Origin of the sequence: Actinobaculum massiliense (genome assembly GCF_001457435.1) — a bacterium.
Classification (GTDB): domain Bacteria; phylum Actinomycetota; class Actinomycetes; order Actinomycetales; family Actinomycetaceae; genus Actinobaculum; species Actinobaculum massiliense.
The window spans coordinates 1370530-1382350 of the sequence record NZ_LN881717.1; the positions used below are offsets into that span (position 1 = coordinate 1370530).

The 11821-nt window shown below is 55.6% G+C and carries 12 protein-coding genes; 9 read left to right on the forward strand and 3 right to left on the reverse strand.

Annotated elements, in window-relative coordinates; genetic code table 11:
- The first annotated feature begins 359 nt into the window (after nucleotides 1-359).
- Nucleotides 360-2849, forward strand: a complete 2490-nt coding sequence (locus BN2664_RS07780; protein ID WP_007000750.1) for a glycoside hydrolase domain-containing protein — start codon at nucleotides 360-362, stop codon at nucleotides 2847-2849.
- On the opposite strand, the gene BN2664_RS07785 is transcribed toward BN2664_RS07780, so the two are convergent.
- Complete coding sequence (locus BN2664_RS07785) at nucleotides 2840-3274, reverse strand: hypothetical protein (RefSeq protein ID WP_227469326.1); 435 nt, start codon at nucleotides 3272-3274, stop codon at nucleotides 2840-2842. The two genes, BN2664_RS07780 and BN2664_RS07785, sit on opposite strands and share 10 nt — an antisense overlap.
- Before the next feature lie 237 nt (nucleotides 3275-3511).
- Nucleotides 3512-4048: a ClbS/DfsB family four-helix bundle protein gene (locus BN2664_RS07790; protein WP_240923141.1), complete on the reverse strand. Its 537-nt coding sequence runs from the start codon at nucleotides 4046-4048 to the stop codon at nucleotides 3512-3514.
- Nucleotides 4049-4118: 70 nt separating this feature from the next.
- Here BN2664_RS07790 and BN2664_RS07795 point away from each other — a divergent pair, with 70 nt between their 5' ends.
- From BN2664_RS07795 to BN2664_RS07830, 8 genes are all read left to right on the forward strand, one after another.
- Nucleotides 4119-4691: a P27 family phage terminase small subunit gene (locus BN2664_RS07795; RefSeq protein ID WP_004007621.1), complete on the forward strand. Its 573-nt coding sequence runs from the start codon at nucleotides 4119-4121 to the stop codon at nucleotides 4689-4691.
- Between the two features lie 79 nt (nucleotides 4692-4770).
- The gene (gene metK, locus BN2664_RS07800; protein WP_007000749.1) at nucleotides 4771-5961 is read left to right on the forward strand and encodes a methionine adenosyltransferase; all 1191 of its coding nucleotides are present in this window, start codon (nucleotides 4771-4773) and stop codon (nucleotides 5959-5961) included.
- Nucleotides 5933-7186 carry a site-specific DNA-methyltransferase gene (locus BN2664_RS07805; RefSeq protein WP_007000748.1) on the forward strand — a complete coding sequence of 418 codons (1254 nt, stop codon included), beginning with the start codon at nucleotides 5933-5935 and terminating at the stop codon, nucleotides 7184-7186. Before metK ends, BN2664_RS07805 begins: the two co-directional genes overlap by 29 nt.
- Nucleotides 7179-8585: a DNA cytosine methyltransferase gene (locus BN2664_RS07810; RefSeq protein WP_007000747.1), complete on the forward strand. Its 1407-nt coding sequence runs from the start codon at nucleotides 7179-7181 to the stop codon at nucleotides 8583-8585. Before BN2664_RS07805 ends, BN2664_RS07810 begins: the two co-directional genes overlap by 8 nt.
- 75 nt (nucleotides 8586-8660) lie before the next feature.
- Nucleotides 8661-8843: a cell division protein gene (locus BN2664_RS07815; RefSeq protein WP_227469325.1), complete on the forward strand. Its 183-nt coding sequence runs from the start codon at nucleotides 8661-8663 to the stop codon at nucleotides 8841-8843.
- On the forward strand, nucleotides 8840-9490 hold the full coding sequence (locus BN2664_RS07820) for a hypothetical protein (protein WP_007000746.1): 651 nt from the start codon (nucleotides 8840-8842) through the stop codon (nucleotides 9488-9490). The genes BN2664_RS07815 and BN2664_RS07820 overlap by 4 nt, the downstream gene beginning before the upstream one ends.
- Before the next feature lie 94 nt (nucleotides 9491-9584).
- Entirely contained in the window at nucleotides 9585-9872 is a 288-nt protein-coding gene (locus BN2664_RS07825) for an Nmad4 family putative nucleotide modification protein (protein WP_007000745.1), read from the forward strand.
- Between the two features lie 29 nt (nucleotides 9873-9901).
- Complete coding sequence (locus BN2664_RS07830) at nucleotides 9902-11506, forward strand: terminase large subunit (RefSeq protein ID WP_040316953.1); 1605 nt, start codon at nucleotides 9902-9904, stop codon at nucleotides 11504-11506.
- Here the strand turns inward: BN2664_RS07830 and BN2664_RS07835 are convergent.
- Nucleotides 11476-11814 carry a DUF2651 family protein gene (locus BN2664_RS07835; protein WP_231723463.1) on the reverse strand — a complete coding sequence of 113 codons (339 nt, stop codon included), beginning with the start codon at nucleotides 11812-11814 and terminating at the stop codon, nucleotides 11476-11478. The two genes, BN2664_RS07830 and BN2664_RS07835, sit on opposite strands and share 31 nt — an antisense overlap.
- Nucleotides 11815-11821: the final 7 nt, after the last annotated feature.

Below are 11821 nucleotides of genomic sequence, written 5' to 3' on the forward strand. Positions count from 1 at the left end.
GTTGCCTACCCGCCTGGCGTTTGCCGAACACGAGCCACCGTCGAAAGCCTGACGAGGGGTAGGGCCGTCGAATCTCTACAGCCTTGGCACAGGTCAGCGGGCGGGGCCAACCGTGCGCAAAAAGACCGAATCAAACAAGGTATTAACACTTCGGGCTTCGTCGGCAGTACCAGTGAGGGGTGAAATCCCGCTGAGTGTTGCTCGGTTTTCTTGCGCTTTGTCCGTCCGGATTTAGGTTTCCCAGGGACGTACAGGTGAGGGCAAAAAACTCGGAGCTTCTCATCCGGTGTTCTGGATCCCTCCCTTGCAGGTGTTCGCCTGTCTTGAATTAACAAACTGGTTTCTAAAAAGGAGGAATCATGACAGATCAAATGGTGCTAAAAACACAGCAATGGCTCAATCGCACCTATAGGAGCAAGGCTGGATTCGGTTCAGTCGTAGAGGACGGATATACCGGCTGGGGCACGGTCAACGCTTTGATTCGGGCCCTGCAAATCGAGCTGGGTATTACGACAACGGCGAACAATTTCGGACCGGGAACTATCAGTCGCTTCCAGTCTCGGTGGCCTAACGGCATCCACCAGCAGGATGACGGTGCGCAGGAGACTTCTAATGTGTACGGCATTATCCAAGGTGCTTTGTGGTGTAAGGGATATTCTGCTGGTGCCAGCGATATCACTACGCATTTCTATAGCGGAACTGGAAAGGCCATCAAACAGCTTAAGAGCGACATGGGCATTGGTGGAGATTCCACTGTGACGCTCGACGTCATGAAAGCGCTGTTGTCAATGCAGCAATTCGTCCTGCTTCGCTCTTATGGGGGCATTTCAGCGATTCGGCAAGCACAGCAACAAATCAACCAACAGTATCGCGCTTATACCGGAATCATCCCAACCGATGGACTCTACGGTCGGGAAATGAACACTGCTCTGATTCAGGTCTTGCAAGCCATTGAAGGATTTAGCCCTGCGGAAGCCACAGGTAATTTCGGCAATGGCACCAAAGCGCGTCTAACAATAGTTACACCCAGCAATGCGGCAAGTTTACCGAAGTGGGCTTGGCTAGCTCAGGTTGCTCTAGTGTGTAACCGGATTTCTCCCGATATCTATCCTTCTGCACAAACCGCACTGTCAACGTTCGTTCCGCAATTCCAAGCAAAGTATCAGCTCCCACGAAGCGGGGTGGTCGACTCGACTACATGGATGAGCCTGTTGACCTCGAAAGGTGATCCGAATCGCGCCTGCAAAGCATGCGATACACGCTTCGAGATTACGGCTGAGCGACTCAACCTACTTAAGGCGAACGGCTATGAGATTGTGGGGCGTTACCTGACTGAGCCGAATCAGGATTCAAAAGATCCGTCTGACTATTTCAAAGCAATTCGCCCCGGAGAACTTGAACGCATCACCAACGGAGGAATGAAGTTCTTCCCGATTTTCCAGGAGTACTCAACCAAGCTTCGACACTTCACGCGGGAAAACGGCGCTCGGCACGCGACGCTCGCAAGGCAAGCAGCCCAAAGACTTGGCATTCCGGGAACGTATATCTATTTCGCAGTTGATTTCGACGCGACCGACCCCGAGGTCACAAGTCACATTCTTCCGTATTTCCAGGGTGTGCGTGGAAGCCTGGGAGGCGGATACAAAGTAGGCATCTACGCCTCGCGTAACATTTGTAGCCGCATCATTAAAGCCGGCTACGCTGGAAGCGCGTTCGTCTCGGACATGTCTACAGGATTTTCTGGCAACCTTGGCTTCCCTATTCCTGACGATTGGAACTATGACCAGTTCACTGAAATCAGTGACTACAAGGGTGCTGGTTTTGACCTAGACAGGGTCGCCTATTCAGGACAAGCAGCGGCAGTTGATCATGTTGCTCCTTCGAGTGCCGGTGGCGCTGCGCCCGACACCAGCATTGATTACACCAAGCTGGCTCCGATTGATCTGATCTGGCATTTAGAGAAACGCTTCGAAGAACTTCGTGCCAGTGGCAAGGTTGGAAAAGACTACGTTGCGGGTTCTCATGGTGTGGGAACGCGGATTGCCGTTCCGACTTGGCGTTGCATCCTCAACTATTTAGCAAAAGCCTACCTGCGTGACGGTGGTAGTGGATCTGCGGTGAATTGGTCCGTGTCTGCCGAAAGTTTCAGGAGTGCTGACGCGAGCGTACTCGAGAAGGACGCTGTAGGCAAGAAGATCATCGCTGCCTTGAATCGCTATATTGATAACACGTGGCGGCAATCCATGACCGACAAGACCGGAGAATCGGTTGATCTGGCGCATCTGGCGGCAACAACACTTGGATACACCAACTGGAATGTTATCCCTGATGCGTGGACTGGCTGGGCCGGAGACCTAGCTACTGCCATGGAGAATATTCAGAAAACACTTGAGTGGAATCCCAGTGCGAACCTGGATCAGGTGGCCACAGCTCTAATCGGTCAAGGTAACGATTACCGTCAGCATCCTGGCTTGAAGGGGCTAGTACTTGACAAGAAAAACGACAAGGGAAAATGGGAATCGGTAGGAAACAACTGTAACCGTGACGATCTCTGCTGTGACGGAGATGCCATCGTTATCGCTAACACGCTAGAAAACGGCAACGACTCCAACGCTCATCTTCTGTCAGCAACATTGCGAGAGTACTACAACAATTCCAGCAAACTTGCCAACAGATTCAAGCAGATTGGCTGGAGCTTGGGGGCGAATAATTCCACTGAGGCATATCAGAAAATAAGTGAATATGCCGACTTGGATAGCGCCGTTTTAGGATGGTTCCTGGCTGGATACGTCAAGGAAGAGATTCGTTTGACAGCTTGCCGAAAGCTAGCTGAATTCATCTACCGATAATTGATTTGGTCTTTTCCTTGGTGTGGCGCTTGGGTAAAAACGCTAAACCCAAGCGCTACACCACCAGCAACAAGAGCGCCGATGGCGGGAACGGAAAACTGGCTCAGCAGTTGAGAAAAAGAATCACTATGAACTAACGAGCCGACACCATCGAGTGAAAAGAGAAAAGCTGAGAGTCCGATAAAGGCTCCTGCTGAAAGTTGCAACGCGCGGGCAGATTGAATACCGATGAAATGCTTATTAAAAAGCAGAAGAAGAATCGTGAAACACACATACATGAGTGGCATCAATAAGAAGACCACAAAAAATCTCTGATCCTGATCCTTGCACCGTAGAAAGATGGCGGCGAAAAGCCACGCGCCGACAAAATATGCCAGAGCGGATACAAGAAACACAGATATTTTTTTGATGACCAGTCCCTTCAACTTTTCGCTACACATTTTGATACGGCAACGGCATCAGGAGTTGTATGCCCCAATAAGTTCTCATTCTACAAGAAGGGTTTCCCTGCATTGCTAAGGATAGCGCTGATCGGGCGGATGTTGCGTGAATGCAGGCACGAGGCCTGGTGCGTTGAACCCGACAGTCACGAAAAGGCGCACGGGAGCGCCTATACCAGAGGCTCCCGAGTATCTGTCTGTGGTGTACAGCGTGGTAAGAAGCTACTGGGGGGCGGCTTGGTTATGGGGTTGTTCTGGCGGCTTTCTGGTGAATGCACGGAGCTTTTTGATTGCCCATTCGTAGTGGCTTGATGTGGCTGACACGCAGTAGGAGCCGAGCGAGGTTGTGCCCGTCCACGGGAAATGCGCCTTGGTGAATAACTCCTCGTTGGTGAACTCGCCGATGAGAGCCACTACTGCGGTGTGGCTGTCAGCGAGGTTCTCGCGGATAGCCTCAAGCTCAGTGCCCTGATATTGAGTCCAAATCTCTTGGTTGAGCGTTGGCGTGGTTCGCCACGTGTGAGGAAACGGAAGAAACGGTCGAGGCTGACCCTGGCGGTTGGCGTCGACGAAGCCAAGCAACATGCGCTGCCACTCGTGCAGGTGGGCAAGGACGTCGCGCAGGTTTTTGTCCCGCGCCCAGTGGGCTTCTTTACCGATTTGAGTGATGCTGGGATCAAAATTCGTATGCTGATCGTCGGAACTCATGCCCTCAATGAGGCTGTCCAGTTTCGCATACTGCGCCTCGGCGGCATCCAATAGTTCAGTTTTCGTCTTCGGTCTCGGCACGCCACTAATTGTCTCACAGCAGGAAAGCAGATGAAAACCTATGGCGAAAGACGGAACGAACCGGGGTGGCCGCCGTGTGCGGGCAGGTGCGAAACCCGATCCGCTGAATGCGAAGCTCGCAGCTGGCCGCCCAGCCACGCGGCTTGATGATCCGCTGGGTGAGCCGTTTGACTTTGAAGGCTCAGATATCGGGGATGGTGCGGTGCTTGCTGGTGAGGTGATGCCGGAGCCTGCCGAGTATCTGTCGGAGATTCAGCGTGATGGTAAACCCCTCGGCGCTGACCTCGTCTACCGAGAAACATGGCAATGGCTCGATCAACGTGGCTGTTCCCAGTTCGTCGCACCGCGCTTGATCGAATCCTATGCGCAGGCGTTCGCGCGTTATGTGCAGTGTGAACAGGCGATCTCCAAGTTCGGCTTGCTCGGCAAACACCCAACCACAGGGGCTGCGATCGCATCCCCTTTCGTTGCTATGTCCCAGTCTTTCGGGAAGCAAGCGAACGTGTACTGGTACGAGATTTACGAGATAGTGCGCGCCACCTGCACCAGCGACTACTCAGGTTCGGCGCCGGGTGATGACGTGATGGAGCGCCTGCTGCAAGCCCGCTCCTAACACCCCTTTGATTCTCGTGTGCCTGCCCGAGATGGGTGGGCACTTTTCTATGTCCCGATTCTTTGGAAAGTGAGTGTGTATGTCTGTTACGAAGACTGCTGAGGCCGTGTGTATCGGCCATCCCGATAAGCTCTGTGATTTGATCGCTGACACGATCCTTGACGATATCCTCTACGAGGATCCTGCTGCCCGCGTTGCAGTAGAAGTGATGGCATCTGGCCGCAGGATCATTGTGACTGGCGAGATCACTTCGAAGGTTCGTCCGCGTATTCGTGAGTCGGTGCGTTACGCGCTGGTGAAGGCGGGTTATGTGCCGTGGAAGTTCCTCGTTTTCGTCTGGACACGCCGCCAATCCCCAGACATCAACGCAGGAGTTTCCAAGTCCTTGGAGGCTCGCTTCGGAGACACGAGTGAGTTTGCGTTGCAGGGCGCTGGCGATCAAGGCACCGTCTACGGATACGCCACCAACGAAACCCCGCAGCGTTTGCCATTGCCGCTCGTACTCTCGCATGAGATCTGTGGGCGTCTTGATGACGCCCGCAAGGACGGCACGATCAGCGGTATCAAGTCCGATGGTAAGGCGCAGGTGACGGTTCGCTACGACGCCGCCGGACAACCCGTAGCAGTCGAAACCGTGGTGGTGTCGATCCAACACGACGCTACGAAGACTCTGGACGAGCTTGCGGCTGAGGTCAAAACACTGATCGTCGCACCCGCGTGTAAGCCGTATCTGCCAATTAGCGCTGACACCGAGATTCTGGTGAATCCCTCGGGCTTGTTTACGGTGGGTGGTTCAAAGGCAGACACGGGGCTCACTGGTCGCAAGCTGATGGTCGACACTTACGGCGGTCTCGCCCCACATGGTGGTGGGGCGTTCTCGGGTAAGGACGCGTCCAAGGTTGACCGCTCGGGTGCGTATATGGCGCGTCTGATAGCCAAGACTATCGTCGACTCCGGTCTTGCGCAGGAATGCCAGGTCGCGATTTCCTATGCGATTGGGAAGGCTGATCCGGTCGCCTTCACCATCGACACGCTCGGCAGTGGTGAATACTCCGACAAGATCCTGACCGAGGCTGCGCGTGAGGTGTTTCCGCTACGCCCAGGAGCGATCATTGACGCTTTGGGGTTGCGAGCACCCGGCTACACCCGCTACTCGACCTACGGACACTTCAGCCATGCCGGTTTGCACTGGGAGAACTCGTTCGCTCACGTCGACGCATTAAAGAAGGCGGTGACCACACATGCTCATGAAACCAATGCCCATCAGTGAACTCAAGCCCGCTGACTACAATCCGCGTAAAGACCTCCAGCCTGGCGATGCCGAATACGAGAAGCTCAAGCGATCCTTGACCGAGTTCGGCTACGTCGAACCCGTCATCTGGAACTCCACCACTGGCAACATCGTCGGTGGACACCAGCGTTTGAAGGTGCTCGAAGATCTCGGCCACACGGACGTGGACGTGATCGTTGTTGAGCTCGATGAGACCCGCGAGAAAGCACTCAACATCGCGCTCAACAAGATCAGCGGCGAATGGGACAACGACAGACTTGCCCTCCTCATCGCCGACCTCGATGCTTCGGATTTCGATGCTGAACTCACCGGTTTCGACGACGCCGAAATCCAGCAGTTGATCGGCTCCTTGGATGAGAACGAGGTTGAGGACGACGACTTCGACCTTACCGCCGCACTCGAAGCATCCGCGTTCGTGGAGCGTGGGGATATCTGGACGCTTGGCCGTCACCGACTCGTGTGCGGCGACGCCACCAGCGTCGAGGACGTCGAGTTGTTGATGGATGGTAAACGTGCGAATCTTGTGTTGACTGATCCGCCATATAACGTCGCCTTCGAATCAGGATCCGGATTGTCCATCAAGAACGACAAGATGGATGGCGATAAGTTCTACGATTTCCTGCTATCAGCGTTTTCGAACATGGTGGGCGTGTGTGAGAAGGACGCGTCCGCGTATGTGTTCCACGCTGACACTGAAGGCTTGAACTTCCGCCGCGCCTTCGTTGAGGCAGGCTTTTACCTGTCGGGCTGTTGTATTTGGGTTAAAGATTCCCTCGTATTGGGACGTTCCCCGTATCAGTGGCAGCACGAGCCGGTGCTATTCGGGTGGGTGAAGACGGGTAAGCACAAGTGGTACGCCGACCGGAAACAAACCACGATCTGGAACTTCGCCAAGCCCCGCCGTAATGCTGACCACCCGACCAGCAAGCCACTGGATTTGTTGGCGTATCCGATCGGGAACTCCACGCAGGCCAACGCGATCGTGCTCGACACCTTCGCAGGCTCAGGCTCCACACTCATGGCAGCTGAGGCAACCGACCGCATCTGCTATTGCATGGAGCTTGATGAGAAATACGCGAGCGTTATTTTGCGCCGTTATGCCGAACATACAGGGGACGCTGCCGGGATTACTTGCCTGCGAGGCGGCAAGGAATACGCGTATTTGGATTTGGTGCGCGATGTTGAGGGGGTGAACCGTGAGTGAGTTGACGTTGGGTTCCTTGTTTGATGGCTCGGGTGGTTTCCCTCTCGCAGGTATTCAGGCGGGTATTCGTCCTGTGTGGGCGAGTGAAATCGAGCCATTCCCGATTCTCGTTACGACCCGCCGTCTGCCGCAGCTCACTCATGTGGGTGATGTGACCACGGTCAACGGGGCTGATGTTGATGCGGTGGATGTGATCACGTTTGGTTCTCCCTGCCAAGACCTATCCGTTGCAGGTAAACAAGCAGGCCTGGCGGGTGAACGCTCGGGTCTGTTCTTTCATGCTGTACGAATTATTGACCAGATGAGGAAAGCAACCCATGGAATGTTTCCACGCTACGCGATCTGGGAGAATGTCCCTGGCGCGTTCTCCTCACACAAAGGATCCGATTTCGCCACCGTCCTTACCACGCTCACGCGCATCGTCGACCCGAGCACGCCTGATATGCCTGTCCCTGAGGGTGGATGGCCGTACGCGGGATGTGTCATGGGTGAGGGATTCTCACTGGCATGGCGTGTACTCGATGCGCAACATTTCGGCCTCGCCCAACGACGCCGCCGCATCTACCTTGTCGCAGATTTTGCAGGCCGATCCGCACCCGAGATTCTTTTTGAGCCCGCGAGCTTGCCAAGGAATCCTGAATCGTGCGACACGCAAGAACAAGACCATGCCCACACCCCTGAAGCAAGCCTTGGAGGCCGTAGCAGCTCGGTGATGTTGTTGGATCATCATCCGCAGGACTCGAGGTTGACCGTTAACTCCTCGGGGGTGGTGCAGACGCTGACTGCCCGGATGGGCAACTCACCCACCAACGTCCCCATCCTCCTCGACGCCCCAGAAGAACGCAGGGTGTTTGGCCTGAATTCGATCCACCAGTCCCGCAGCGGTGGCGGCCACTACGGCTACGAAGCGGAAGTGTCGAAAACCCTCGACTTGAAAGGCGGGGAGCCGACCTGCAATCAGGGCGGCATGGTCATCTTGGAGCCCGTCTATGCCGCATCCAAGGCCGACTATTTCACCCGCGTCACCAAGGATCAGGCAGGTGCGCTGCTGGCCACGGATTACACCGATCCGCCCATGGTCGCCAGCTCGTCGCTGTGCCCCAGGCGGTTGACGCCGGTCGAGTGTGCCCGGTTGCAGGGGTTTCCTGACGATTGGTGTGACGGTCTTGCTATCGAGGATCCGACAAGCGAGGACATCGAGTATTGGACGGGCATTTGGGCTACCTGGAACTTGGCGCGCGGCGTGAAACCACGAACCGCACGCCAAGTCACTACTTGGTTGGAGAATCCAACCAGTGATAGTGCCCAGTACAAGTTGTGGGGTAACGCGATCGCTTTGCCCGTTGCTCGCCACGTCCTTGAAAGACTGAAGAATTTTGCTCGCGCAGGGACTGGATAAGCACTCGCACCTATGGCTGTATGTACATGACCAAACAAACCCCGACAAGGGGGAAACATGAGATGGAGGATGGTCATGAGTGATCTACATATCGAGATCAGCGAGATGCTGGAGGCAGGCATCAACATCTGGGACATTGAAGAAGCCCTCGACATTGCACGAAAGTGGAACTTCTCCCTGGTTGCCGGTGCGATCGAACACGACCCGCATGGCTATCTGCGACTGGTTGATTCTTGGTTTGAACAGGTGACCCGATGACCACGATCAAGTTTACCCCGAACAAGGCTGGGCGTAAGAAACTCGCCGAAGTCATCGCGGAACATCTTGGCGTGAAAGCCAGGTATGCTGGCATGCCCACCTTTGACTATCTGATTGGTGAGGCGCGGTTGGATCGGGACTGGGTGCTCCACCTCCCAGACAACGCAGACGGCGACGCGATAACCGACGCCGCGAGCGCGGCCGGGTTTGCGCCTGCGGGTGAGGTTTACGGACTCACGCTCACATTCCCCACGACCAGGTGGGACGAGGCCACAGGCGCGAAGCTCGACGCCCTGCTCGCCTCCAAGGGAGCACTCATCGCTAAGGCACTGGTTATTCCTGCTACGCCCATGGCGATCGATGAGGCGGAAGGGACCGTTGAGTTTGCCTGGTTTGACCAGCTCCCAGATGCGGAGGTGATTGAAGCGGTCAGCGTGCTGATTCAGCTCATGATCGAGCACGCGAAAACCGCCACGAGAGTCTCCGCGAAGCCTGCCAAGACAGGTGGAAATGACAAGTATGCGATGCGCTGCTGGTTGCTGCGCCTGGGCATGATCGGCGACAACTACAAGCACGTGCGCCGAGTCCTGCTAGCGAATCTGGAAGGCAACGCAGCATGGAAAACCCTGCCCAAATCCGACCACTGAGTTCCTTGCGGAGAACCGGCGAAAAGCGACTGGATAACCGCGCACACCTATGGCTGTATGTACATGATCGAACAAGAAATAAAGGAGCGAGGTCATGAATACCAGCAAGGTCACGATGGAGCAGCTGCAGATCGCGACCGACAGCTACGGCACGGTTATCGCCTACGGAGACTTCGTCCTCGCCTCGGCATACCGGTACCTGGGCAAAGGCCGGATCGGAAACGACGCCCGCGTCTACAAACTCGCCGAGCAGCCCATCCCTGGCTGGGGATCGGACGCCCGCAGTTTCATTGAATGCGAACTCGCCCTGGTTGCTGAGGCTGAGGAACTGTTCGAAGACGCCGGCCACGCCATCGCCTGGGCGCTTGCCCACACCAACTAACCAGCACAGGAAGGAGCCTGAAGGGCGTGATGCGCACTCTCGACACCTACACGCCGACCCGATTCATGGCCACAGGCTCACGCTACGACAAGCGTAAAGCCGACTTCGCGGTCGCGTTCATCCAAGCCTTAAAGCACACCAAAGGCCGCTGGTCAGGCAAGCCCTTCCAGCTCATCGACTGGCAAGAGCAAATCATCCGCGACCTGTTCGGCACTGTCAAAGAAGACGGCTACCGCCAATTCACCACCGCCTACGTCGAGATACCCAAAAAGATGGGCAAAAGTGAGCTCGCCGCCGCAATTGCGCTACTACTCACCTGCGGGGATGGTGAAGAACGCGCTGAAGTGTATGGGTGCGCGGCTGATCGCCAGCAAGCATCCATTGTGTTTGAGGTCGCAGCGGACATGATTCGCATGAGTCCAGCGCTGTCCAAACGCGTCAAGATTCTTGCCTCGCAGAAGCGGATCATCTACAAGCCCACCAACTCCTTCTACCAGGTGCTGAGCGCGGAGGCGTATTCGAAGCACGGGTTCAACATCTCCGGCGTTGTCTTCGACGAACTCCACACCCAACCGGGCCGTGCCTTGTTCGACGTCATGACGAAAGGATCAGGCGACGCGCGCACCCAACCCCTGTACTTCCTCATCACGACAGCGGGTACCGACACGCATAGCATTTGTTATGAGCAACACCAAAAAGCCCAAGACATCCTAGATGGCAAAAAGCACGACCCCACGTTCTACCCGGTGATCTATGGGGCGGCGCAAGATGATGATTGGACCGACGAGGACGTGTGGCATAAGGCTAACCCGAGCTTAGGGATCACTGTCCCGATCGAGAAAGTCCGCCAAGCCTGCACGAGCGCGAAACAAAACCCAGCCGAAGAAAACACATTCCGCCAACTTCGCCTCAACCAATGGGTCAAACAAAGCGTGCGGTGGATGCCCATGCACATCTGGAACCAAAACTCAGCACCCGTCGACCTGTCAGATTTGGAAGGACGCGTGTGTTACGGCGGCCTCGACTTGGCTTCCACGACGGACATCACTGCTTTCGTTCTCGTATTCCCACCCTACGGGGACGATGACAAATATACGGTCGCGCCATGGTTTTGGATACCCGAAGACAACCTCAAACTAAGGGTTGCCCGTGATCACGTGCCCTACGACCTGTGGCAACAGCAAGGCTTCCTACAAACCACTGAGGGCAACGTCGTCCACTACGGCGCAATTGAAGCCTTCATCGAGCAACTCGGTGAACGCTTCGATATCCGCGAGATCGCATTCGACCGGTGGGGCGCAGTCCAAATGAGCCAAAACCTTGACGAAGCAGGTTTCACGGTTGTTCCGTTTGGGCAAGGCTTCAAAGACATGAGCCCACCATCCAAAGAACTCATGAAACTCGCTTTAGAGGGAAAACTGGCACATGGCGGGCATCCAGTGCTTTCGTGGATGGTAGACAACATTCACGTCCGCACCGACCCAGCAGGAAACATCAAACCCGACAAACAAAAGAGCACCGAGAAGATCGACGGCGTCGTCGCAACAATCATGGCCCTCGACCGCGCCATCCGAAACGGCACCGGGCACGTCAGCGGCAGTGTTTATGACGAACGCGGCCTACTCGTGCTGTGAGCACGCTCATGGATGAACGCGCCGATGCCTGCGCCGATCAGTCCCAAGATCGAGTAGGCGACGCCGTAGATGAGGGCTGAATCGTTGTAGTACACGAACAGTGTGGTCAAGAACCCTGCGAACGGGGCCAGTAGCCACCACCAGCCGAACCCGTGGCGTGCCCCATCGATAACGCTCAAAACGATGGTGAGTAGTGGAAACGCGAGGAAGAGCAACGCGATGAACCACTTGGCGTTGGGATCGCTCAGCCTGCTGATCCACATGGAAATGAGCGGCAACAACCAAAATGCCGCTAGCAGGACACTCATCAGTGCC